The following is a 23,723-nucleotide window of genomic DNA, read 5'->3' on the forward strand; positions in this document are numbered from 1 at the left end:
GTTAGGAAGAACGCATAATAACGATGGCGATGAAAAAGTTGCTTATAGCGTCGCTGCTGTTTAGCAGCGCGACCGTATACGGTGCTGAAGGGTTCGTAGTGAAAGATATTCATTTCGAAGGCTTACAGCGTGTCGCCGTTGGTGCGGCCCTCCTCAGTATGCCAGTGCGTCAGGGTGACACGGTGACTGATGAAGACATCAGTAATATCATCCGTGCGCTGTTTGCCACCGGCAACTTCGAGGACGTTCGCGTCCTGCGCGATGGTGATACGCTCCTCGTGCAGGTTAAAGAGCGTCCAACCATTGCCAGCATCACCTTCTCGGGCAATAAGTCCGTAAAAGATGACATGCTGAAGCAGAACCTCGAAGCCTCCGGCGTGCGCGTGGGTGAATCACTCGATCGCACCACCCTGGCCGATATCGAAAAAGGTCTGGAAGATTTCTACTACAGCGTCGGTAAGTACAGCGCCAGCGTGAAAGCGGTCGTTACGCCGCTGCCGCGTAACCGCGTCGACCTGAAGCTGGTCTTCCAGGAGGGCGTCTCCGCCAAAATTCAACAGATCAACATCGTCGGTAACCACGCGTTCAGTACCGAAGAGCTGATCTCAACCTTCCAGCTGCGCGACGAAGTGCCGTGGTGGAACGTGGTGGGCGATCGCAAATACCAGAAGCAGAAGCTGGCAGGCGATCTGGAAACGTTACGTAGCTACTACCTCGATCGTGGCTATGCGCGTTTCAACATCGACTCCACTCAGGTCAGTCTGACGCCGGATAAAAAAGGCATCTACATTACCGTTAACGTCACCGAAGGCGATCAGTACAAGCTCTCCGGCGTTGAAGTCAGCGGTAACCTGGCCGGTCACTCTGCCGAAATTGAGAGCCTGACGAAAATTCAGCCGGGCGAACTCTATAACGGCACCAAAGTGACCAAAATGGAAGACGACATTAAGAAGCTTCTGGGTCGCTATGGCTACGCCTATCCGCGCGTACAGTCTCAGCCTGAGATCAACGATGCAGATAAGACCGTGAAGCTGCATATCAACGTCGATGCGGGCAACCGCTACTACGTGCGTAAGGTCCGCTTTGAAGGTAACGATACCTCCAAAGACGCCGTGCTGCGCCGTGAAATGCGTCAGATGGAAGGCGCGTGGCTGGGCAGCGATCTGGTCGATCAGGGTAAAGAGCGTCTGAACCGTCTCGGCTACTTCGAAACGGTAGATACCGATACCCAGCGTGTTGCAGGCAGCCCGGACCAGGTTGACGTAGTCTACAAGGTCAAAGAGCGTAACACCGGTAGCTTCAACTTCGGCGTCGGCTACGGCACCGAGAGCGGCGTCAGCTTCCAGGTTGGCGTTCAGCAGGATAACTGGCTGGGTACGGGTTACTCGGTAGGGATCAACGGGACCAAAAACGACTACCAGACCTACTCTGAGTTGTCCGTGACCAACCCGTACTTCACCGTTGACGGTGTGAGCCTCGGCGGTCGTATCTTCTATAACGACTTCGAAGCCGATGACGCGGACCTCTCGTCGTACACCAACAAGAGCTACGGCCTTGACGGGACGCTGGGCTTCCCGATCAACGAGTACAACACGCTGCGCCTGGGCTTAGGTTACGTGCATAACGACCTCTCCAACATGGAGCCGCAGGTGGCCATGTGGCGCTATCTCGACTCGGTGGGGCAGAGCGCCAACACCCAGGACAACGATAACGACTACAGCGCAGACGACTTCACCTTTAACTACGGCTGGACCTACAACCATCTTGACCGCGGCTACTTCCCAACGGACGGCTCGCGCGTCAACCTGAACGGTAAGGTCACCGTACCAGGCTCGGATAACGAGTTCTACAAGGTTACGCTGGACACCGCGACCTATGTCCCGCTTGATGACGATCATAAGTGGGTAGTGCTGGGCCGTACCCGTTGGGGCTACGGTGACGGCATAGGCGGCAAAGAGATGCCGTTCTATGAGAACTTCTACGCCGGCGGCTCCAGCACCGTGCGTGGCTTCCAGTCCAACAACATCGGTCCGAAAGCGGTCTACTACGGTGGTAACAACCAGGAGAACTGCCAGAACAGTGTCGCAGGCTCTCTCTGTAAGTCTGATGACGCGGTGGGCGGTAACGCGATGGGCGTCGCCAGCCTGGAAGTGATCACCCCGACGCCGTTTGTGAGCGAGAAGTATGCTAACTCGATCCGTACCTCCGTCTTCTGGGATGCGGGTACGGTGTGGGATACTAACTGGGATCCTTCAAAAGTACCTGGTGATATTCCGGACTATAGCGATCCAAGCAACATCCGTATGTCTGCGGGTATTGCACTACAATGGATGTCTCCGCTGGGGCCGTTGGTCTTCTCCTACGCCCAGCCGTTTAAGAAATACGAAGGGGACAAAGCAGAACAGTTCCAGTTTAACATTGGTAAAACCTGGTAACTGCTCTGCGCAACGGAATGCACAGGTAGTGTAGCGCTGATGCAGGCGATCGCGAGGTCGCCTCACCACGCAAAGAACGGTATCTTCGGATACATTGGGATGGTAAGGAGTTTATTGTGAAAAAGTGGTTATTAGCTGCAGGTCTCGGTTTAGCGATGGTTACCTCTGCTCAGGCAGCAGATAAAATTGCGATCGTTAACATGAACACCCTGTTCCAGCAGGTCGCTCAGACTACCGGTGTTTCTAAAACGCTGGAAAACGAGTTCAAAGGCCGCGCCAGCGAACTGCAGAGCCAGGAAAACGATCTGCAGGGCAAAATGCAGCGCCTGCAGCGTGACGGCTCAACGATGAAAGCTTCCGATCGTAGCAAGCTGGAAAAAGACGTCATGTCTCAGCGCCAGGCTTTCTCCCAGAAAGCGCAGGCTTTTGAGCAGGATCGCGCACGTCGTTCCAACGAAGAGCGTGGCAAGCTGGTTACCCGTATCCAGACTGCAGTGAAGAAAGTGGCAGCCGACGACGGTATCGATCTGGTTGTTGACGCAAATACCGTTGCTTACAACAGCAGTGACGTAAAAGACATCACCGCTGATGTGCTGAAACAGGTTAAATAAGTAATGTCTACAATTCGACTGTCTGATTTAGCTCAACAGTTGGATGCAGAGTTACACGGTGATGGCGATATCGCCATCACCGGCGTTGCGTCCATGCAGTCCGCTAAAGCAGGTCAAATCACCTTCATGGTAAATCCAAAGTACCGTGAACATCTGGCGGCTTGCCAGGCCTCTGCTGTCGTGATGACGCAGGACGACCTTCCTTTTGCCCACGGCCCCGCGCTGGTAGTGAAAAACCCCTACCTGACGTATGCCCGGATGGCACAAATTCTTGATACCACGCCGCAGCCGGCCCAGGACATTGCACCCAGTGCAGTAATCGATCCGTCGGCTAAGCTGGGTAACAACGTCTCCATTGGCGCTAACGCCGTTATCGAATCCGACGTTGAGCTGGGCGATAACGTCGTGATTGGCGCAGGCTGTTTTATCGGCAAAAAGACAAAAATTGGCGCAGGCTCGCGTTTATGGGCCAACGTGACCATTTACCATGAGATTGAGATCGGCGAAAATTGCCTCATTCAGTCCAGCACCGTGATCGGCGCGGATGGCTTTGGCTATGCCAACGATCGCGGCAATTGGGTGAAGATCCCCCAGCTTGGTCGGGTGATCGTCGGCGATCGTGTTGAGATCGGCGCATGTACCACTATCGACCGTGGCGCGCTGGATGACACCATTATCGGCAACGGTGTTATCATTGATAACCAGTGCCAGATTGCACATAACGTCGTGATTGGCGACAATACCGCAGTTGCTGGCGGCGTCATCATGGCGGGCAGTTTAAAAATTGGCCGCTACTGTATGATTGGCGGTGCGAGCGTGATCAACGGTCACATGGAAATCTGCGATAAGGTCACCGTAACGGGCATGGGTATGGTGATGCGTCCCATTACTGAACCGGGCGTCTACTCATCGGGTATCCCGCTGCAACCCAATAAAACCTGGCGAAAAACAGCAGCGCTGGTGATGAATATTGATGACATGAGCAAGCGTCTCAAGGCTCTTGAGCGCAAGGTCGTGCAACAAGACGAATAATTCACCCGTTTTACGCCCAAACTTCCCGGCCTGACGGCATTAGATTGTCGCGGGCCGTGTTATTATTGCCATTCAGTATTTTTTGACAGGAAGAGTATTTTGACTACTGACACTCATACTCTGCACATTGAAGAGATTTTAGAGCTTCTGCCGCACCGCTACCCGTTTCTGCTGGTTGACCGCGTGCTGGATTTCGAAGAAGGTCGTTTTCTGCGCGCAGTAAAAAATGTTTCGGTTAATGAGCCATTTTTCCAGGGCCACTTCCCTGGTAAACCCATTTTTCCGGGCGTCTTGATTCTGGAAGCCATGGCCCAGGCCACCGGCATTCTGGCGTTCAAAAGCGTAGGAAAACTGGAGCCTGGCGAGCTGTACTACTTTGCCGGTATCGATGAAGCGCGCTTCAAGCGTCCGGTGGTGCCAGGGGATCAGATGATCATGGAAGTCACGTTTGAAAAAACGCGCCGTGGCCTGACCCGCTTTAAGGGCGTGGCAACGGTCGACGGTAAAGTTGTTTGTGAAGCTACTATGATGTGTGCACGTAGCCGGGAGGCCTGATACGTGATTGATAAAACTGCCTTTGTTCATCCAACCGCCATCGTGGAAGAGGGTGCCGTTATTGGCGCTAACGTCCACATTGGCCCGTTCTGTATTGTTGGACCCCATGTTGAAATTGGTGAGGGTACCGTACTGAAGTCTCACGTTGTTGTTAACGGCCACACCAAAATTGGCCGCGACAACGAGATCTATCAGTTCGCCTCCATCGGTGAAGTGAACCAGGATCTCAAATATGCTGGCGAACCGACCCGGGTGGAAATTGGCGATCGTAACCGCATTCGCGAAAGCGTAACCATTCACCGTGGTACCGAACAGGGCGGTGGTTTGACGAAGGTGGGCAGCGGTAACCTGCTAATGATCAACGCACACGTTGCGCATGATTGTACGGTAGGAAGCCACTGTATCCTCGCTAACAACGCGACGTTGGCGGGCCACGTCTCGGTCGACGATCATGCCATCATCGGTGGCATGACGGCGGTTCACCAGTTCTGCATCATCGGCGCGCACGTCATGGTTGGCGGCTGCTCCGGCGTTGCTCAGGACGTGCCGCCGTACGTGATTGCCCAAGGTAACCACGCCACGCCGTTTGGGGTTAACATCGAAGGGCTGAAGCGTCGCGGCTTTAGCCGTGAAGCGCTGATTGCCATTCGCAACGCCTACAAGCTGCTCTATCGCAGCGGTAAGACGCTGGAAGAGGTTAAGCCGGAGATCGCTGAGCTGGCGGAAGCGCACCCGGAAGTACGCGCGTTCAGCGAGTTCTTTGAGCGCTCGACGCGGGGCCTGATCCGGTAATGATTGACGATCGTCCGCTTACGATTGCCCTGGTCGCCGGAGAAACCTCCGGCGATATTCTTGGTGCCGGTCTCATCCGTGCGCTCAAGCAGCGTGTGCCCAACGCCCGCTTTGTCGGCGTGGCCGGCCCGCTGATGCAGGCCGAGGGCTGCGAAGCCTGGTATGAGATGGAAGAGCTGGCCGTGATGGGGATCGTGGAGGTGCTGGGCCGCCTGCGTCGCCTGCTGCATATCCGCGCCGACCTGACGCGCCGCTTCACCGAGCTTAAGCCGGACGTTTTTGTCGGCATTGACGCCCCGGATTTCAACATTACCCTTGAGGGCAACCTCAAACAGCAGGGTATTAAAACGATTCACTACGTCAGTCCCTCCGTTTGGGCCTGGCGACAGAAACGCGTTTTCAAAATAGGCAGATCCACCGATCTGGTTCTGGCCTTTCTGCCTTTCGAAAAAGCGTTTTATGACCGCTTTAACGTGCCGTGCCGTTTTATCGGCCATACCATGGCGGATGCCATGCCGCTAGATCCCGATAAAAACGCCGCACGCGATGCCCTCGGGCTCTCGCATGACGCCCATTGCCTGGCGCTGCTGCCGGGCAGCCGTGGCGCAGAAGTCGAGATGCTCAGCGCTGACTTCCTGCGTACCGCGCAGATCCTGCGCCAGCACTATCCCGATTTAGAGGTGGTGGTGCCGCTGGTTAACGCGAAACGTCGGGAGCAGTTCGAGCGTATCAAAGCCGAGGTGGCACCGGATCTGGTGGTTCACCTGCTGGACGGCAAGGGCCGCGAGGCGATGGTTGCCAGCGACGCCGCGCTGCTGGCATCCGGCACTGCCGCGCTGGAGTGCATGCTGGCAAAATGCCCGATGGTGGTGGGCTATCGCATGAAGCCATTCACCTTCTGGCTGGCTAAACGGCTGGTGAAGACCGACTACGTCTCGCTGCCTAATCTACTGGCCGGGCGCGAGCTGGTGAAGGAGCTGCTGCAGGACGAGTGCCAGCCGCAGCTGCTGGCCGATGCGCTGCTGCCCCTGCTGGCCCGGGGCAACACCAGCCACGCCATGCATGACACCTTCCGTGAGCTGCATCAGCAGATCCGCTGCAACGCAGATGAACAGGCGGCGGATGCTGTGCTGGAGCTAGCAAAATGAATGAATTTATTTATCCGCACCACCACTTAGTGGCGGGTGTGGATGAGGTGGGCCGTGGCCCGCTGGTCGGCGCGGTCGTTACGGCGGCGGTGATCCTTGACCCCGCCCGGCCCATTATCGGTCTGAACGACTCCAAAAAACTGAGTGAAAAACGTCGTCTGGCGCTGTTTGCTGAGATTCAGGAAAAAGCGCTATGCTGGAGCCTGGGGCGCGCCGAGCCGCATGAGATTGACGAGCTGAACATTCTGCACGCGACCATGCTGGCGATGCAGCGCGCCGTGGCCGGGCTATCCGTTGTTCCCGAGTATGTGCTGATTGACGGCAACCGCTGTCCGGCCCTGCCTATGCCCTCGATGGCGGTGGTGAAAGGGGATAGCCGGGTCGCGGAGATTAGCGCGGCCTCCATTATTGCTAAAGTCACGCGCGACGCCGAGATGGCCGCGCTTGACCTGACGTTCCCTCAATATGGCTTTGCGCAGCATAAAGGGTATCCGACCGCTTTCCACCTGGAGAGACTGGCGGAGCACGGCGCGACAGAGCATCACCGGCGTAGCTTTGCGCCTGTAAAACGCGCGCTGGGACTGGTCTCCTGATTGCTGCACATTAAGTAAAGCGGAAGCTAACTATACTATGGCTGAACCACGTTTCGTGCACCTGCGGGTGCACAGCGACTACTCCATGATCGATGGGCTGGCTAAGACCGGACCGCTGGTAAAAAAGGCGGCCGCGTTAGGTCAGCCTGCGCTGGCGATCACCGATTTTACCAACCTCTGTGGTCTGGTTAAGTTCTACGGAACGGGCCACGGGGCAGGGATTAAGCCAATCGTCGGGGCGGATTTTCACGTCCAGAGCGATATCATGGGCGACGAGTTTACGCAGATCACGGTGCTCGCCGCTAACAACGATGGCTACCAGAACCTGACGCTGCTCATCTCCCGCGCCTACCAGCGTGGCTATGGCGCGCTGGGGCCCTATATCGATCGGGAGTGGCTTGCGGAGCTAGGCGAAGGGCTGATCCTGCTCTCGGGCGGACGCATGGGCGATGTGGGCAAGAGCCTGCTGCGCGGCAACGCGGCGCTGGTCGATCAGTGCGTAAGCTTCTATGAGACCCACTTCCCGGATCGCTTCTACCTGGAGCTGATCCGTACCGGTCGTCCTGACGAAGAGAGCTACCTGCACGCGGCGGTTGAGCTGGCCCAGGAGCGTGGTCTGCCGGTGGTAGCGACCAACGACGTCCGCTTTATCGACAGCGGCGATTTTGACGCCCATGAAATTCGCGTCGCCATTCACGACGGCTTTACCCTTGACGATCCCAAACGTCCGCGCCTCTATTCGCCGCAGCAGTATATGCGCAGCGAAGAGGAGATGTGTGAGCTCTTCTCCGATATCCCGGAAGCGCTGGAGAACAGCGTCGAGATTGCCAAGCGCTGCAACGTCACCGTGCGTCTCGGCGAATACTTCCTGCCGCAGTTCCCCACCGGTGAGATGACCACCGAAGATTTCCTGGTGCTGAAGTCGAAGGAGGGGCTGGAGGAGCGTCTGGAGTTCCTCTTCCCGGACCCGGCGGTACGCGCCGAGAAGCGCCCCGAGTATGACGAGCGCCTCGACGTTGAGCTGAAGGTCATCAACCAGATGGGCTTCCCGGGCTACTTCCTGATCGTGATGGAGTTTATCCAGTGGTCGAAGGATAACGGCGTCCCGGTAGGGCCAGGCCGTGGGTCCGGCGCAGGGTCGCTGGTGGCCTACGCGCTGAAGATCACCGACCTCGATCCGCTGGAGTTTGACCTGCTGTTTGAACGCTTCCTCAACCCGGAGCGTGTTTCGATGCCTGACTTCGACGTTGACTTCTGCATGGAGAAACGCGACCAGGTTATCGACCACGTGGCGGAGATGTACGGTCGCGAGGCGGTGTCGCAGATTATCACCTTCGGTACGATGGCAGCGAAAGCGGTGATCCGCGATGTGGGCCGCGTACTGGGCCACCCCTACGGTTTTGTGGATCGTATCTCCAAGCTGGTGCCGCCGGATCCAGGTATGACCCTGGCGAAAGCCTTCGAGGCCGAGCCGCAGCTGCCGGAGATCTACGAGGCCGATGAAGAGGTCAAGGCCCTCATCGACATGGCGCGCAAGCTGGAAGGGGTAACGCGTAACGCCGGTAAGCACGCCGGTGGGGTAGTGATCGCGCCGACTAAAATTACCGATTTTGCGCCGCTCTACTGCGACGAAGCCGGGCAGCATCCGGTGACCCAGTTCGATAAGAATGACGTGGAGTATGCGGGCCTGGTGAAGTTTGACTTCCTCGGCCTGCGCACGCTGACGATCATCGACTGGGCGCTGAAGATGATCAACCCGCGCCGGGCGAAGCAGGGGCTGGAGCCGATTGATATCGCCGCGATCCCGCTAGACGACAAGAAAAGTTTTGATATGCTGCAGCGCTCGGAAACCACCGCGGTCTTCCAGCTTGAATCCCGCGGCATGAAGGATCTGATTAAACGCCTGCAGCCTGACTGCTTCGAAGATATGATCGCCCTGGTGGCCCTGTTCCGCCCTGGCCCCTTGCAGTCCGGGATGGTAGACAACTTTATTGACCGTAAACACGGCCGGGAAGAGATCTCCTATCCGGACGTGCAGTGGCAGCACGAGTGCCTGAAGCCGGTGCTGGAGCCGACCTACGGCATCATCCTCTACCAGGAGCAGGTGATGCAGATTGCCCAGGAGCTCTCTGGCTATACGCTGGGCGGCGCGGACATGCTGCGCCGTGCGATGGGTAAGAAGAAGCCGGAAGAGATGGCCAAGCAGCGCTCGGTCTTTGAAGACGGAGCGAGAAAGAACGGCATTGACGGTGAGCTGGCGATCAAAATCTTTGACCTGGTAGAGAAATTCGCCGGCTACGGATTTAACAAATCGCACTCCGCTGCCTATGCTTTGGTGTCGTACCAGACGCTGTGGCTGAAGGCCCACTATCCCGCTGAGTTTATGGCGGCGGTTATGACGGCGGATATGGATAACACCGAGAAGGTGGTCGGGCTGGTGGATGAGTGCTGGCGGATGGGGTTAAAGATCCTGCCGCCGGATATCAACTCCGGGCTGTACCATTTTCACGTTAACGACGACGGCGAGATTGTCTACGGTATCGGCGCGATCAAGGGCGTGGGTGAAGGCCCGATTGAAGCCATTCTTGAAGCGCGTAATAAAGATGGCTACTTCCGCGAGCTGTTCGACCTCTGCGCCCGCACCGATACCAAAAAGCTTAACCGTCGGGTGCTGGAAAAACTGATTATGTCCGGGGCGTTTGACCGTCTCGGGCCGCACCGCGCCGCGCTGATGAACTCGCTGAACGATGCGCTAAAAGCCGCCGATCAGCATGCCAAAGCAGAGGCGATTGGCCAGGCGGATATGTTCGGCGTGCTGGCGGAAGAGCCGGCCCAGATCGAGCAGTCCTACGCTAACTGCCAGCGCTGGCCGGAGCAGGTGGTGCTGGACGGGGAACGTGAGACGTTGGGACTCTACCTGACGGGTCACCCGATTACCCAGTATTTAAAAGAGATTGAGCGCTATGTCGGCGGGCTTCGGCTCAAAGACATGCACCCGACAGAGCGTGGTAAGATCACCACCGCTGCGGGGCTCGTCATTGCGGCGCGGGTTATGGTCACCAAGCGCGGCAATCGTATCGGTATCTGTACGCTGGATGACCGTTCCGGCCGTCTGGAGGTGATGTTATTCACCGACGCGTTGGATAAATACCAGCAATTGCTGGAAAAAGACCGCATACTCATCGTCAGCGGACAGGTCAGCTTTGATGACTTCAGTGGGGGGCTTAAAATGACCGCCCGCGAAGTGATGGACATTGACGAAGCCCGGGAAAAATATGCTCGCGGGCTTGCTATCTCGCTGACGGACAGGCAAATTGATGACCAGCTTTTAAACCGACTCCGTCAGTCTCTGGAACCCCACCGTTCGGGAACTATTCCAGTGCATCTCTACTACCAGAGAGCGGATGCGCGCGCCCGGTTGCGCTTTGGTGCAACATGGCGTGTCTCTCCGAGCGATCGTTTACTTAACGATCTGCGTGGCCTGGTTGGCCCGGAGCAGGTGGAACTGGAGTTTGACTAATACAGGAATACTATGAGTCTGAATTTCCTTGATTTCGAACAGCCGATCGCCGAGCTGGAAGCGAAAATCGATTCCCTGACGGCCGTAAGCCGCCAGGATGAAAAACTGGATATTAACATCGACGAAGAGGTGCATCGTCTGCGCGAAAAAAGCGTAGAGCTGACGCGCAAAATCTTTGCCGATCTCGGCGCATGGCAGGTGGCGCAACTGGCGCGCCATCCACAGCGTCCGTACACCCTGGATTATGTCCGCCTGGCGTTTGATGAGTTCGACGAGCTGGCCGGTGACCGCGCCTACGCCGACGATAAAGCCATCGTCGGCGGTATCGCGCGTCTGGACGGGCGTCCGGTGATGATCATTGGTCATCAGAAAGGGCGTGAAACCAAAGAAAAAATCCGCCGCAACTTCGGTATGCCAGCGCCGGAAGGCTACCGTAAAGCGCTGCGTCTGATGGAGATGGCCGAGCGTTTCAACATGCCGATCATCACCTTCATCGACACCCCGGGTGCTTACCCTGGCGTGGGCGCAGAAGAGCGCGGTCAGTCTGAAGCCATTGCCCGCAACCTGCGTGAGATGTCACGTCTGAACGTGCCGGTGATCTGCACCGTCATCGGTGAAGGCGGCTCCGGCGGCGCGCTGGCTATCGGCGTGGGCGACAAAGTTAACATGCTGCAGTACAGCACCTACTCGGTGATCTCCCCGGAAGGCTGTGCTTCCATCCTGTGGAAGAGCGCTGATAAAGCGCCGCTGGCTGCGGATGCGATGGGCATCATCGCTCCGCGTCTGAAAGAGCTGAAGCTGATCGACTCCATTATTCCGGAGCCGCTGGGTGGTGCGCACCGTAACCCGGAAGCCATTGCCGCGTCGCTGAAGGCGCAGCTGCTGGAAGATCTGGCCGATCTCGACGTGCTGAGCAAAGAGGAGCTGCGTGACCGTCGTTACCAGCGCCTGATGAGCTACGGCTACGCCTAATCGGGTAAACGCCGGGCGGTGCTAGCGCTTGCCCGGCCTACCAAACCTACTCGCCTCAACTATGCTTATCTGTGAATTCGCACGGAGGTAAGCATTGAATATCATCGCCATCATGGGGCAGCAGGGCGTTTTTTATAAAGACGAGCCCCTCAAAGAGCTTCACCTTGCGCTGGAGCAGCAGGGTTTTCAGCTCATCTACCCCACCAGCAGCAACGACCTGTTAAAACTCATCGAACACAACCCACGCATCTGCGGCGTCATCTTTGACTGGGACCAGCATGGGCTGGATCTGTGCAGCGACATCAACCAGCTAAATGAATATCTGCCGCTCTACGCCTTCATTAACACCCATTCAACCATGGACGTCAGCGCCCACGATATGCGTATGGCGCTCTGGTTTTTTGAGTATGCGCTGGGCGTAGCCGACAGCATCTCGACGCGTATCCGCCAGTATACCAACGAGTATCTGGATCAGATTACGCCGCCCTTCACCCGCTCGCTCTTCACCTACGTGAAAGAGGGCAAGTACACCTTCTGTACCCCCGGACACATGGCCGGTACCGCCTACCAGAAAAGCCCGGTGGGCTGTCTGTTCTATGACTTCTTCGGCGGCAATACCCTGAAAGCCGACGTCTCGATCTCCGTGACCGAGCTGGGATCCCTGCTCGATCACACCGGCCCGCACCTGGAAGCCGAAGAGTATATCGCCCGCACCTTTGGCGCAGAGCAGAGCTATATGGTGACCAACGGCACGTCGACCTCTAACAAGATTGTCGGCATGTACGCCGCGCCTGACGGCAGCACGTTGCTTATCGATCGCAACTGTCATAAGTCGCTGGCCCACCTGCTGATGATGAGCGACGTGGTGCCAATCTGGCTCAAGCCGGGACGCAACGCGCTGGGTATTTTAGGCGGCATTCCCCGCCGCGAGTTTAGCCACGACAGCATTACAGAGAAGGTGGCGGCAACGCACGGTGCCAGCTGGCCGGTCCACGCGGTGATCACTAACTCCACCTATGACGGGCTACTCTACAATACCAACTGGATCAAGGAGACCCTGGACGTGCCGTCGATTCACTTCGATTCAGCATGGGTTCCCTACACCAACTTCCACCCTATCTATGAAGGCAAGAGCGGTATGAGCGGCGACCGCGTGCCGGGCAAAGTCTTCTTTGAAACCCAGTCGACGCACAAGATGCTGGCCGCCTTCTCCCAGGCGTCGCTGATCCACGTTAAGGGCGAATATGACGAAGAGACCTTTAACGAAGCCTATATGATGCACACCACTACCTCGCCCAGCTATCCGCTGGTGGCCTCTATCGAGACGGCGGCAGCGATGCTGCGGGGTAATCCCGGTAAGCGGCTGATCAACCGCTCCGTTGAGCGTGCGCTCCACTTCCGCAAAGAGGTACAGCGGCTGAAAGACGAGGCGGAGGGGTGGTTCTTCGATATCTGGCAGCCGGAAGACATTGACCAGGCCGACTGTTGGCCGGTTGCGCCGGGTGAGGCGTGGCACGGCTTCCGCGAGGCGGATGCGGACCATATGTTCCTCGATCCGGTCAAGGTCACCATCCTGACGCCGGGCATGGACGAGCAGGGCAACATGGCGGAGGAGGGCATTCCCGCCGCGCTGGTGGCGAAATTTCTCGACGAGCGCGGCGTAGTGGTAGAGAAAACCGGCCCCTACAACCTGCTGTTCCTGTTTAGCATCGGCATCGATAAAACCCGGGCGATGGGGCTGCTGCGTGGCCTGATGGAGTTTAAGCGCGCCTACGATCTCAACCTGCGGGTGAAGAACATGCTGCCGGACCTCTATGCAGAGGATCCCGACTTCTACCGCAACATGCGCATTCAGGATCTGGCTCAGGGGATCCACAAGCTGATCTGCCAGCACGAGCTGCCGCGTCTGATGCTTCAGGCCTTCGACGTGCTGCCGCATATGATCATGACTCCGCACCAGGCGTGGCAGTTGCAGGTGAAGGGCGAGGTGGAGACCGTCGAGCTGGAGGCGCTGGTGGGAAGGGTCTCCGCCAATATGATCCTGCCGTATCCGCCAGGCGTCCCGCTGCTGATGCCTGGAGAGATGATCACCGAGCGGAGCCGGGCGGTGCTCGATTTTCTGCTGATGCTCTGCGCTATCGGCCGCCACTATCCTGGTTTCGAAACGGATATCCACGGTGCGAAGCGCGATGAGGATGGCGTTTACCGGGTAAGGGTCTTAAAACAGACGTGACCCTCTTGCGCAGGGATGCGCAGCGTCGTAACGTTGGCATGAAAAAAGGAGGGGTTATGCTTGGTTTAAAAAAGGTTCACCACATCGCGATCATTGCGACGGATTATGCAAAGAGCAAAGCGTTTTACTGCGACATCTTAGGCTTTACGCTGCAAAGCGAAGCGTATCGTGAAGAGCGGGACTCATGGAAGGGCGATCTGGCGCTGAACGGCGAGTATGTGATTGAGCTTTTCTCCTTTCCTTTCCCGCCCGCGCGGCCCAGCCGTCCCGAGGCCTGCGGCCTGCGTCATCTGGCCTTCAGCGTGGATGACGTCGAGCGGGCCATTACCCACCTGCAACAGCACGGCGTCGAGTGCGAGCCGGTGCGTATCGATCCCTTTACCGATAAGCGCTTCACCTTCTTTACCGATCCCGACGGACTGCCGCTGGAGCTATACCAGCAGTAATGACACCTCTACCTATTATGCAAAGCCTGCACGCCCGCCGCCGGTTTCTGGTGGCGTTTAGCGGCGGGCTGGACTCCACCGTTCTGCTGCATCAGCTGGTGCAGTGGCGCATCCAGCAGCCTGACGTTTCTCTGCGGGCGATCCACGTTCATCATGGACTCAGCCCAAACGCCGACGCATGGGTAGCCCACTGTCAACAGGTATGCAGCCGCTGGGATGTGCCGCTGAGCATCGCCCGTGTGACGCTGGCGGAGGAGGGGCTGGGCCTTGAAGCTCAGGCGCGCAAGGCGCGCTATCAGGCCTTTGCCGACGCGCTGCGGGCGGGGGAGGTGCTGGTCACCGCCCAGCATCAGGATGACCAGTGCGAGACGCTGCTGCTGGCGCTGAAACGGGGCAGCGGCCCGGCGGGGCTGTCGGCCATGCCTGCCGAGCTGCCTTTCCACGGCACCCTGCTGCTGCGCCCGTTGCTCAATGAAACCCGCGAGGCGCTGGAGCAGTGGGCCTGCGCCCATCGGCTGAGCTGGATCGAAGATGAGAGTAATCAGGACGTCAGCTACGATCGCAATTTTATCCGTCTTGAGGTTCTCCCCTTGCTGAAGCAGCGCTGGCCGCACTTTGCCAACGCGGCGGCGCGCAGCGCAGCGCTGTGCGGCGAGCAGGAGCAGCTGCTGGACGAGCTGCTGGCGGAGGAGCTGGCAAGTTTAGTCAGCGAAGAGGGGGCGTTAACCGTTGCGCCACTGATGACTATGAGCGCTACCCGCCGGGCAGCACTTCTGCGCCGCTGGCTAAGCGGACTGGGTGCGCCGATGCCGTCGCGGGATCTGCTGACCCGCATTTGGCAGGAGGCGATCCTCGCCCGGGAAGATGCGGCCCCGCGTCTGGTGCTGGGATCCCATGAGATCCGTCGCTTTCAGGGCCAGCTCTGGTGGGTGAAAAGCACGCCCGGCCAGCGGCAGACTGTGATCCCATGGCCTGGACCTCTGGAGCCGCTGACGCTGCCCGCCGGGCTGGGAGAGCTAACGCTGGTAACGGGGGGCAATATTCGGCCGCCGCGTGCCGACGAGCCGGTCACGGTGCGCTTTCATGCGCCGGGAATGCTCTACGTTGCCGGACGCAACGGCGGGCGCAAGCTGAAAAAAATCTGGCAGGAGCTTGGCGTTGCGCCCTGGCTGCGGGATACCACGCCAATACTGTTTTACGGCGAAACGCCAATCGCGGCGGCAGGGCAGTTTGTGACTCAGGAAGGGCTGGCAGATAACGCTGAGGGGTTACGGCTGACGTGGCGGAAATGACGGGCAGCATGCTGCCCGCTGGAACAGATTCAGGATTCGCTCACCACGACGGTGCCGATATCCGGGTGGCTAAAGCTGGCAATTTTGTCGAGGCGGAGCTCACGCGTTTCACCTGCTGCGTCGACGAGCAGGTACTCAACGTTCTTGCGCGAGACTAAATCGCTGGCTTTGGCCTTTAACTCTTCGCCATCTTTCAGCGTCAGCGTCAGTAACAGATGATGCTGGCAGGCGAGTTCAAGGTTGTCATAGTCATCGCAGTTGATGGGTTGATACGTTTCATTCATTGACATAATCGCTCACCAGTAAGTTCGCGGCAGCATAGGCTGCCTTTTCCCTGACGGGCTCAGGAAGCAGATCGTCCGATGCTACTTCATTGAGCGCTTTTAATACGCAGCTCAGCGCATCCGGGATAAACCCTAAGTCTCCGCTGGCAATTTCCGCATACCGCTTGCGTATTAACTCACAATAATTGTCCACATACCCTCCTGTCAGTGTATTGACTTTGCCGTGGGATGTAAGTTTAAGCCTACGAAGATAAACTCTGTTTAGCAAGCTGACTATACCATACTCATCCCGGCAATATCAGCGGACCGAATGTTTGCTACAATGGGCGCTATTTTGCGAAGGAGCGATGACATGGCATTGAAAGCAACCATTTATAAAGCGACGGTGAACGTGGCCGATCTGGACCGCAACCAGTTTCTTGATGCCACCCTGACCCTGGCGCGCCACCCTTCTGAGACCCAGGAGCGCATGATGCTGCGCCTGCTGGCGTGGATCAAATTTGCCAACGAACGGCTGCAATTTACCCGTGGTCTTAGCGCAGAGGATGAGCCGGAAGCCTGGCTGCGCAACGATCATCTGGGGATCGATCTCTGGATTGAGCTGGGGCTGCCGGAGGAGCGACGCATCAAGAAAGCCTGCACCCAGTCGAAAGAGGTGGCGCTCTTTACCTACAACAGCCGAGCGGCGCAGGTCTGGTGGCAGCAGAATCAGAACAAGCTGGCTGGATTCAGTAACCTGAGCATCTGGTATCTTGATGATGAGCAGCTGGCCCAGCTGAGCGCTTTTGCCTCCCGCACCATGGCGCTACAGGCCACTATTCAGGATGGCGCAATCTGGCTCTCCGACGCGGAGAACAACCTGGAGATCCATCTGACAACCTGGCAGAGCGCGGCATGATTGAGATTTCACGCAGCGTCGCCATTCCCGACAGTGAGATCGAGCTGACCGCCATTCGCGCCCAGGGGGCGGGTGGCCAGCACGTGAATAAAACCTCCACGGCGATCCACCTGCGCTTCGATATTAAGGCCTCCAGCCTGCCGGATGCCTATAAAGAGCGCCTGCTGGCGGCGAGCCACCATCTGATTACCAGCGACGGTATGGTGGTGATCAAGGCCCAGGAGTACCGCAGCCAGGAGATGAACCGTGAAGCGGCGTTGGCCCGTCTGGTGTCGTTGATTCAGGAGCTGATGGTAGAGCAGAAGAGCCGCCGTGCTACGCGTCCGACGCGGGCGTCGAAAGAGCGACGCCTGGCGACCAAGTCGCAAAAATCGTCGGTGAAGGCATTACGCGGCAAAGTGCGCGGCGGGGAGTAGAATCTGCCCGGCAGGCTTGCCGGGCAGAGCAGGGCTTAGCCTTTGATAGCTTTTACCAGATAGTCGAGAATGTCGCCGGTTTTAATCAGCTGCTTCTCGCCGTTGCGGCGGTATTTGTATTCGATATCGTCGCTGTCGAGGTTGCGATCGCCGATCACGACGGTGTGCGGAATACCGATCAGCTCCATATCAGCAAACATCACGCCCGGACGCTCTTTACGATCGTCCATCAACACCTCAATTCCCTGCGCGTTCAGCTCAGCGTAGAGCTTCTCGGCCAGCTCCTGCACGCGGAAGGATTTGTGCATGTTCATCGGCAGAATGGCAACCTGGAACGGCGCAATCGCGTCCGGCCAGACGATACCGCGCTCGTCGTGGTTCTGCTCGATGGCTGCCGCCACCACGCGGGTCACGCCGATACCGTAGCAGCCCATGGTCAAAATCTGGTTACGCCCATCTTCACCCTGGACTGACGCTTTCAGTGCTTCAGAGTACTTGGTGCCCAGCTGGAAGATGTGACCCACTTCGATGCCGCGCTTGATCATCAGGGTACCCTGGCCGTCCGGGCTTGGATCGCCTGCGACCACGTTACGGATGTCAGCCACTTCCGGCATCGCCACGTCGCGATCCCAGTTAATGCCGAAGTAGTGCTTGCCATCGACGTTCGCGCCCGCAGAGAAGTCGCTCATCACGGCAACGGTACGGTCGATAACTACCGGAATCGGCATATTCACCGGGCCGAGGGAGCCTGGGCCGGCGTTGACGATAGCGCGGATCTCAGCTTCGGTCGCAAAGGTCAGCGGGCTGGCAACCTGCGGTAGCTTCTCCGCTTTCACTTCGTTCAGTTCGTGATCGCCACGCACCAGCAGAGCGACCAGCGGGTAAGCGCCACCCTCTACCGCTTTCACCAGCAGGGTCTTAACGGTTTTTTCAATCGGCAGGTTAAACTGCTCAACCAGCTCGGCGATGGTTTTTGCGTTCGGCGTATCGACCAGGGTCATCTCCTGGGTGGCCGCCCCGCGCGCTTCTTTCGGCGCAAGCGCTTCAGCAAACTCGATGTTGGCCGCGTAGTCAGAGGTATCGGAGAAGATCACATCGTCTTCACCGCTCTTAGCCAGCACCTGGAACTCGTGCGAGGCGCTGCCGCCGATAGAGCCGGTATCCGCCTGCACGGCACGGAAGTCGAGATCCATGCGGCTGAAGATTTTGCTGTAGGCGGCATACATCGCGTCATAGGTCAGCTGCAATGATTCCTGTGAGGTATGGAAAGAGTAGGCGTCTTTCATCAGGAACTCACGGGAGCGCATCACGCCAAAACGCGGGCGTACTTCGTCACGGAATTTGGTCTGGATCTGATAGAAGTTCAGCGGCAGCTGTTTGTAGGAGCTCAGCTCGTTACGGATCAGATCGGTGATGACCTCTTCATGCGTCGGGCCGAGAACAAACGGGCGCTCGCCGCGATCGGCAATGCGCAGCAGCTCCGGACCGTACTGCTCCCAGCGACCGCTCTCCTGCCACAGGTCAGCGGGCTGAACCACCGGCATTAACACCTCGATCGCACCGGCGTTGTTCATCTCTTCACGCACAATGTTTTCGACTTTTTTCAGAACGCGCACGCCGGTCGGCAGCCAGGTGTATAACCCGGAGGCCAGCTTGCGGATCAACCCGGCGCGCAGCATCAGCTGGTGGCTGATCACTTCGGCGTCGGCAGGTGTCTCCTTCAGGGTGGAGAGCAGATATTGGCTAGTACGCATGTTATTACGATTCCATTTGGACGATGGGCACAGGCCCAAAGCGGGCCTGACACAAAAAAAGTGATTCAGTTTACCAGCGAGACAGCTATGTCAAAAGAGAGCGGGCAGAATTTACCGCGCTTCCAGCGCAAAGACTTCAAAGCCTGCCTCGGTCACCCGCCAGCGGACGTTAAAATCGAGCAGCCAGACGGCATACTCCTTGCCTGCCTCCTCCTGCTGGCGATAGGCCGGACGGGGATCCTGGGCCAGCACCTCGACAATAAACTGCCGAAGATGCGGATAGCGCTTTTCTAGCTGCGGCAGGCGCTCGGCAAGCTCGGGGGTAAAGCCAACCGGCATAGTGGCCTGCGGTGCCTGCTGGGCGTAGCTGGCTTTTGCTTCCGGCAACGCTTCAGCAAAGGGCAGGTAGGGTTTGATATCCACTACCGGCGTGCCGTCCACCAGATCGAGACTGCCCAGCTCGAGGATCACCTGCTCACCCTGACAGCGGATGCCTTTTAGCTCCACCAGCGACATGCCGATGGGATTCGGGCGAAAGGTCGAGCGGGTAGCGAACACCCCCATTCTGGCGTTGCCGCCGAGCCGGGGAGGGCGCACCGTTGGTCGCCAGCCACCCTCCATCGTTTGATGGAAAATAAACAGCAGCCAGAGGTGGCTAAACGCCTCCAGCCCGCGCACCGCATCGGCCTGGTTATAGGGGGCGATGAGATGAAGCTCCCCGCCGCCGCTTTTCACCAGCCCCGGCTGGCGCGGAACGGCAAACTTCTCTTTGTAGGGGGAGCGAATAACGCCTATCTGCGCAAACTGAAAGGTGCTCATTTCGCCGAAACGTTAAGCGCCGATCCGATGCACACGGCCTGGCGGTAGCAGCCCGGCGTGCCGCTGGTCACTTCGCAGCTGTGCTGAAGGACAGCGTTGGCTTTCATTTTGGCCGCGTTGATCTGCATACGCTTGCGGGCGGTCGGGATATTCGGCGGAGAGTCCTGATTACTCGCCTGGCAGGAGTCGCCGGAGACCTCGCCCAGATCGCGGAACGTTTTGCCGATCAGCTCTTCCGGGTTGGTAATGACTCTGACCGGAGCCGGCGGGGTCACTTTCGCTTTAGCGGGCTCCGCTTTCGGCGGCGTTGCTGCGTTGCTTTGTACGGGTTCGACGGGAGATCTGCTTAGCATGGAGCAGCCGCTGAGCATGAGTGCCAGTAAACAGATCGGTAAAGCACGCATAGTATTTCCTCAATGAGTGATCAAATTGTCAGTTATTGAACCAGTTGCCTGCATAAATGACAAGGCGGGCTTGCGCCCGCCCTGAATGATATTACACCGAGGAGAGATTACCAGCCTTTAACTGCGCCGCCGTTAAAGACCTTGTTCGCCGCCTGGTCAACTTCGTCAGACTGGTAGGCCTGAACGAATTTCTTCACGTTTTCCGCGTCTTTATTGTCTTCGCGGGTCACGATCATGTTCACATACGGGGAGTCTTTATCTTCAACGAAGATACCGTCTTTCGCCGGAGTCAGGTTGATCTGGCTGGCGTAGGTGGTGTTGATGACCGCGAGAGCAATCTGTGCGTCGTCCAGCGAGCGCGGCAGCTGCGGTGCTTCCAGCTCAACAATTTTGAGGTTTTTCGGGTTATCGGTCACGTCCAGAACGGTCGGCAGCAGGCCAACACCCTCTTTCAGCTTGATCAGACCCTGTTTTTGCAGCAGCAGCAGAGAGCGGCCCAGGTTGGTCGGATCGTTCGGAACCGCAATCTGCGCGCCATCCTGCAACTCGCTCAGAGACTTAATCTTCTTGGAGTAGCCAGCGATAGGGTAGACAAAGGTGTTACCAGCAGAAACCAGCTTGTAACCGCGATCTTTGATCTGCTGATCCAGGTACGGTTTGTGCTGGAAGGCGTTAGCATCAATATCGCCTTTGCTCAGCGCTTCGTTTGGCAGCACGTAGTCATTGAAGGTCACCAGCTCAACGTCGAGGCCGTATTTGTCTTTCGCCACTTTCGCGGCCACTTCTGCAACCTGCTGCTCGGCACCGACGATAACGCCCACTTTAATGTGGTTCGGATCTTTCTCGTCCTGGCCACAGCCTACCAATGCCAGAGCACCAATCAGCGCACCCGCCGCCGCAAAGGTCTTAAATTTGAACACCATGTTATTTCCTTAACTCACTGAGTCGATTGTGTTGTGTACAACGCTATTTATGCGTCACTGCCCGGACGATACGATCGCCAGAGAACTGAATCAGATAAACCAGCACGACTAATAATATCAGCACCGTGTTCATTACGGTGGCGTTATAGCCGATATAACCATACTGATAGCCGATCTGGCCCAGCCCGCCCGCGCCGACCGCACCGCCCATGGCGGAGTAGCCCACCAGGGTAATCAGGGTGATGGTGGCCGCGTTAACCAGTCCCGGCATCGCTTCCGGCAGCAGCACCTTGCGGACGATCTGCATCGGCGTTGCGCCCATCGCACGGGAGGCCTCAATCAGCCCGGTTGGGATCTCCAGCAGCGCGTTCTCTACCATACGGGCAATAAAGGGCGCAGCGCCAACGGTCAGCGGCACAATCGCCGCCTGCAGGCCAATGGAGGTGCCGACAATCACGCGGGTAAAGGGGATCATCCATACCAGCAGGATAATAAACGGAATGGAGCGGAAGATATTCACCAGCGCGGAGAGGGTGCGGTAGAGCTTCGCGTTCTCAACGATCTGCCCCGGACGGGTCACGTACAGCAGCACGCCCACCGGCAGGCCAATCACGAATCCAAAGAAGCCGGAGACAAAGGTCATCGCCAGCGTCTCCCAGACGCCACGCGCCAGTAACCACATCATTGGCTCAGACATAACCCAGTACCTCTACTTTTACATGATGTTCCTGCAGCCAGGCGATGGCGGCCTGGGTCTCCTGCTGCGTGCCGTGCATCTCGGTCAGCATAATGCCGAACTTCACGCCGCCGGCGTAATCCATCTGCGCACTAATAATGTTGTTGTTAACGTTGAACCGACGGGCTGTCTCAGAGAGCAGCGGCGCGTCCACGGACTGGCCGGTGAACTCCATGCGCAGCATCGGCACGCTGTCAGCTTCGGGTTCCGCCTTCAGACGCTGCTGGTAATCTTCCGGAATATCCAGATGCAGCGTGGACTGAATAAACTGTTGGGCCAGCGGCGTCTTCGGATGGGAGAACACTTCGCTAACCGTATCCTGCTCAATCAGCTCGCCATTGCTGATCACCGCCACGCAGTCACAGATGCGCTTCACGACATCCATCTCATGGGTAATAAGAAGAATGGTTAAGCCGAGGCGACGGTTAATGTCCTTCAGCAGCTCGAGGATAGAGCGGGTCGTGGCCGGATCCAGCGCGCTGGTGGCCTCATCGCAGAGCAGCACCTTCGGATTACTTGCCAGCGCACGGGCAATCGCCACGCGCTGCTTCTGGCCGCCAGAGAGGTTAGCCGGATAGCTGTCGTGCTTATCGCCCAGGCCGACCAGGTCCAGCAGTTCCGTTACGCGACGCTTGATTTCGGCCGCCGGGGTGTTGTCCAGCTCCAGCGGCAGCGCCACGTTACCGTAGACGGTACGGGAAGCCAGCAGGTTAAAGTGCTGGAAAATCATGCCAATCTGGCGGCGTGCGCGGGTAAGCTGCGCTTCCGATAAGGTAGTCAGCTCTTCACCGCCCACCTGAACGCTGCCCTGCGTCGGACGCTCAAGCAGGTTAACGCAGCGAATCAGCGTACTTTTACCGGCACCCGATGCGCCGATGACGCCATAAATTTGTCCGGCAGGGACATGCAGGCTGACATTATTCAACGCCTGAATGGTGCGGTTCCCTTGCTGGAACACTTTGGTGATATTCGAAAGTTTAATCATTAGAATATTTTTGTCGTATGAGTTAGCCGTGGCATTTTGTTCTGCCAGATACGGGCAGTGACCGTAAACAGAGCGGATGGTAAGGCATCCAGACGTCTAATTCAATGTAACTCGCTATGATGAGCACTTTCTTGCCGCGTGAAACATGAGATACTAGCGCGACATGCCTTTTTCAGGAGTAAGCCGGTGGCACAGTCAGTACCCGCAATTTTTCTCGATCGTGATGGCACGATTAATGTCGATCATGGTTATGTCCACGAGATTGACGACTTTGAGTTTATCGATGGCGTCATTGACGCTATGCGTGAGTTAAAAGCGATGGGCTTCGCGCTGGTGCTGGTGACTAATCAGTCCGGCATTGCCCGCGGCAAGTTTACCGAAGCCCAGTTTGAGACCCTGACAGAATGGATGGACTGGTCGCTGGCAGATCGCGGCGTCGACCTGGACGGCATCTATTACTGTCCACACCATCCTCAGGGCGCAGTGGAAGAGTTCCGCCAGGTGTGCGACTGCCGCAAGCCGCATCCTGGGATGCTGAACTCCGCGCGCGACTTTTTACACATCGACATGGCCGCCTCTTATATGGTGGGCGATAAATTAGAAGATATGCAGGCAGCAGCAGCAGCGGGTGTCGGCCACAAGATATTAGTGCGTACCGGCAAACCGGTAACGCCAGAGGCGGAAAATGCAGCGGATTGGGTGCTTAATGGCCTTGCAGAGCTGCCAGCAACGATTAAAAAGCAGCAAAAATAGCCGTTATGACGAAAAGATGAGCGGTTGAAATAAAATTGTCTTTTTCCGCTTGTCAGCTCCGAATAACTCCCTATAATGCGCCTCCATCGAAACGGCAAACGTGAATCACTTCACGGAAACAG

23 protein-coding genes are annotated in these 23,723 nt (G+C 57.5%); 15 read left to right on the top strand and 8 right to left on the bottom strand.

Features of this window, described 5'->3' with window-relative positions:
* The first annotated feature begins 23 nt into the window (after nt 1-23).
* The 12 genes from bamA (at nt 24) to tilS (ending at nt 15,629) form a co-directional block, all read left to right on the top strand.
* Nucleotides 24-2,435: an outer membrane protein assembly factor BamA gene (gene bamA / locus RTM13_RS19540; protein ID WP_312214349.1), complete on the top strand. Its 2,412-nt coding sequence runs from the start codon at nt 24-26 to the stop codon at nt 2,433-2,435.
* A 116-nt stretch (nt 2,436-2,551) separates the two neighbouring features.
* Entirely contained in the window at nt 2,552-3,046 is a 495-nt protein-coding gene (gene skp / locus RTM13_RS19545) for a molecular chaperone Skp (protein WP_312214350.1), read from the top strand.
* A gap of 3 nt (nt 3,047-3,049) precedes the next feature.
* The gene (lpxD, locus tag RTM13_RS19550; RefSeq protein WP_312214352.1) at nt 3,050-4,078 is read left to right on the top strand and encodes a UDP-3-O-(3-hydroxymyristoyl)glucosamine N-acyltransferase; all 1,029 of its coding nucleotides are present in this window, start codon (nt 3,050-3,052) and stop codon (nt 4,076-4,078) included.
* A 99-nt stretch (nt 4,079-4,177) separates the two neighbouring features.
* Nucleotides 4,178-4,633 carry a 3-hydroxyacyl-ACP dehydratase FabZ gene (gene fabZ / locus RTM13_RS19555; protein ID WP_006173598.1) on the top strand — a complete coding sequence of 152 codons (456 nt, stop codon included), beginning with the start codon at nt 4,178-4,180 and terminating at the stop codon, nt 4,631-4,633.
* A 3-nt stretch (nt 4,634-4,636) separates the two neighbouring features.
* Nucleotides 4,637-5,425: an acyl-ACP--UDP-N-acetylglucosamine O-acyltransferase gene (gene lpxA, locus RTM13_RS19560; RefSeq protein ID WP_312214354.1), complete on the top strand. Its 789-nt coding sequence runs from the start codon at nt 4,637-4,639 to the stop codon at nt 5,423-5,425.
* Complete coding sequence (lpxB, locus tag RTM13_RS19565; protein ID WP_312214357.1) at nt 5,425-6,573, top strand: lipid-A-disaccharide synthase; 1,149 nt, start codon at nt 5,425-5,427, stop codon at nt 6,571-6,573. The genes lpxA and lpxB overlap by 1 nt, the downstream gene beginning before the upstream one ends.
* Nucleotides 6,570-7,166, top strand: coding sequence for a ribonuclease HII (gene rnhB, locus RTM13_RS19570; protein WP_103820637.1), 597 nt, complete (start codon nt 6,570-6,572; stop codon nt 7,164-7,166). Before lpxB ends, rnhB begins: the two co-directional genes overlap by 4 nt.
* 37 nt (nt 7,167-7,203) lie before the next feature.
* On the top strand, nt 7,204-10,686 hold the full coding sequence (gene dnaE, locus RTM13_RS19575; protein WP_312214359.1) for a DNA polymerase III subunit alpha: 3,483 nt from the start codon (nt 7,204-7,206) through the stop codon (nt 10,684-10,686).
* A 12-nt stretch (nt 10,687-10,698) separates the two neighbouring features.
* Complete coding sequence (gene accA / locus RTM13_RS19580; protein ID WP_312214361.1) at nt 10,699-11,658, top strand: acetyl-CoA carboxylase carboxyl transferase subunit alpha; 960 nt, start codon at nt 10,699-10,701, stop codon at nt 11,656-11,658.
* Nucleotides 11,659-11,752: 94 nt separating this feature from the next.
* Complete coding sequence (locus RTM13_RS19585; protein WP_312214363.1) at nt 11,753-13,891, top strand: lysine decarboxylase LdcC; 2,139 nt, start codon at nt 11,753-11,755, stop codon at nt 13,889-13,891.
* A gap of 56 nt (nt 13,892-13,947) precedes the next feature.
* The gene (locus RTM13_RS19590) at nt 13,948-14,337 is read left to right on the top strand and encodes a VOC family protein (protein WP_312214365.1); all 390 of its coding nucleotides are present in this window, start codon (nt 13,948-13,950) and stop codon (nt 14,335-14,337) included.
* The gene (gene tilS / locus RTM13_RS19595; protein ID WP_312214367.1) at nt 14,337-15,629 is read left to right on the top strand and encodes a tRNA lysidine(34) synthetase TilS; all 1,293 of its coding nucleotides are present in this window, start codon (nt 14,337-14,339) and stop codon (nt 15,627-15,629) included. Before RTM13_RS19590 ends, tilS begins: the two co-directional genes overlap by 1 nt.
* Before the next feature lie 29 nt (nt 15,630-15,658).
* Here tilS and rof read toward each other — a convergent pair whose 3' ends face one another.
* Nucleotides 15,659-15,919 (bottom strand): Rho-binding antiterminator, encoded by a 261-nt coding sequence (rof, locus tag RTM13_RS19600; protein ID WP_312214369.1) that lies wholly within the window; start codon nt 15,917-15,919, stop codon nt 15,659-15,661.
* The gene (locus tag RTM13_RS19605; protein ID WP_312214371.1) at nt 15,906-16,106 is read right to left on the bottom strand and encodes a YaeP family protein; all 201 of its coding nucleotides are present in this window, start codon (nt 16,104-16,106) and stop codon (nt 15,906-15,908) included. The genes rof and RTM13_RS19605 overlap by 14 nt, the downstream gene beginning before the upstream one ends.
* Nucleotides 16,107-16,265: 159 nt before the next feature.
* On the opposite strand from RTM13_RS19605, the gene RTM13_RS19610 reads away from it, so the two are divergent.
* Together RTM13_RS19610 and arfB are read left to right on the top strand one after the other, a co-directional pair.
* Nucleotides 16,266-16,811, top strand: a complete 546-nt coding sequence (locus RTM13_RS19610) for a YaeQ family protein (protein ID WP_312214373.1) — start codon at nt 16,266-16,268, stop codon at nt 16,809-16,811.
* On the top strand, nt 16,808-17,227 hold the full coding sequence (gene arfB, locus RTM13_RS19615; protein ID WP_312214375.1) for an alternative ribosome rescue aminoacyl-tRNA hydrolase ArfB: 420 nt from the start codon (nt 16,808-16,810) through the stop codon (nt 17,225-17,227). The genes RTM13_RS19610 and arfB overlap by 4 nt, the downstream gene beginning before the upstream one ends.
* 35 nt (nt 17,228-17,262) lie before the next feature.
* Here the strand turns inward: arfB and proS are convergent, their stop codons facing one another.
* The 6 genes from proS to metN all read right to left on the bottom strand — a co-directional run bounded on the left by proS (nt 17,263) and on the right by metN (nt 22,848).
* On the bottom strand, nt 17,263-18,981 hold the full coding sequence (gene proS / locus RTM13_RS19620) for a proline--tRNA ligase (protein ID WP_312214377.1): 1,719 nt from the start codon (nt 18,979-18,981) through the stop codon (nt 17,263-17,265).
* A 111-nt stretch (nt 18,982-19,092) separates the two neighbouring features.
* Nucleotides 19,093-19,800, bottom strand: a complete 708-nt coding sequence (tsaA, locus tag RTM13_RS19625; protein WP_312214379.1) for a tRNA (N6-threonylcarbamoyladenosine(37)-N6)-methyltransferase TrmO — start codon at nt 19,798-19,800, stop codon at nt 19,093-19,095.
* Nucleotides 19,797-20,204 carry an Rcs stress response system protein RcsF gene (rcsF, locus tag RTM13_RS19630; RefSeq protein WP_312214381.1) on the bottom strand — a complete coding sequence of 136 codons (408 nt, stop codon included), beginning with the start codon at nt 20,202-20,204 and terminating at the stop codon, nt 19,797-19,799. The genes tsaA and rcsF overlap by 4 nt, the downstream gene beginning before the upstream one ends.
* A 107-nt stretch (nt 20,205-20,311) precedes the next feature.
* Nucleotides 20,312-21,127: a MetQ/NlpA family lipoprotein gene (locus RTM13_RS19635; RefSeq protein WP_268108984.1), complete on the bottom strand. Its 816-nt coding sequence runs from the start codon at nt 21,125-21,127 to the stop codon at nt 20,312-20,314.
* 43 nt (nt 21,128-21,170) lie between these two features.
* A complete protein-coding gene (locus RTM13_RS19640) occupies nt 21,171-21,824 on the bottom strand; it encodes a methionine ABC transporter permease MetI (protein ID WP_042390667.1) in 654 nt (217 codons plus the stop codon).
* Nucleotides 21,817-22,848, bottom strand: a complete 1,032-nt coding sequence (gene metN, locus RTM13_RS19645; RefSeq protein ID WP_312214384.1) for a methionine ABC transporter ATP-binding protein MetN — start codon at nt 22,846-22,848, stop codon at nt 21,817-21,819. The genes RTM13_RS19640 and metN overlap by 8 nt, the downstream gene beginning before the upstream one ends.
* Before the next feature lie 186 nt (nt 22,849-23,034).
* Between metN and gmhB the strand changes: the two genes are divergently transcribed.
* Complete coding sequence (gene gmhB, locus RTM13_RS19650; protein WP_312214385.1) at nt 23,035-23,601, top strand: D-glycero-beta-D-manno-heptose 1,7-bisphosphate 7-phosphatase; 567 nt, start codon at nt 23,035-23,037, stop codon at nt 23,599-23,601.
* Nucleotides 23,602-23,723: the final 122 nt, after the last annotated feature.

This window comes from Pseudescherichia sp. (assembly GCF_031979925.1).
In the GTDB taxonomy this organism is placed as follows: domain Bacteria; phylum Pseudomonadota; class Gammaproteobacteria; order Enterobacterales; family Enterobacteriaceae; genus Pseudescherichia.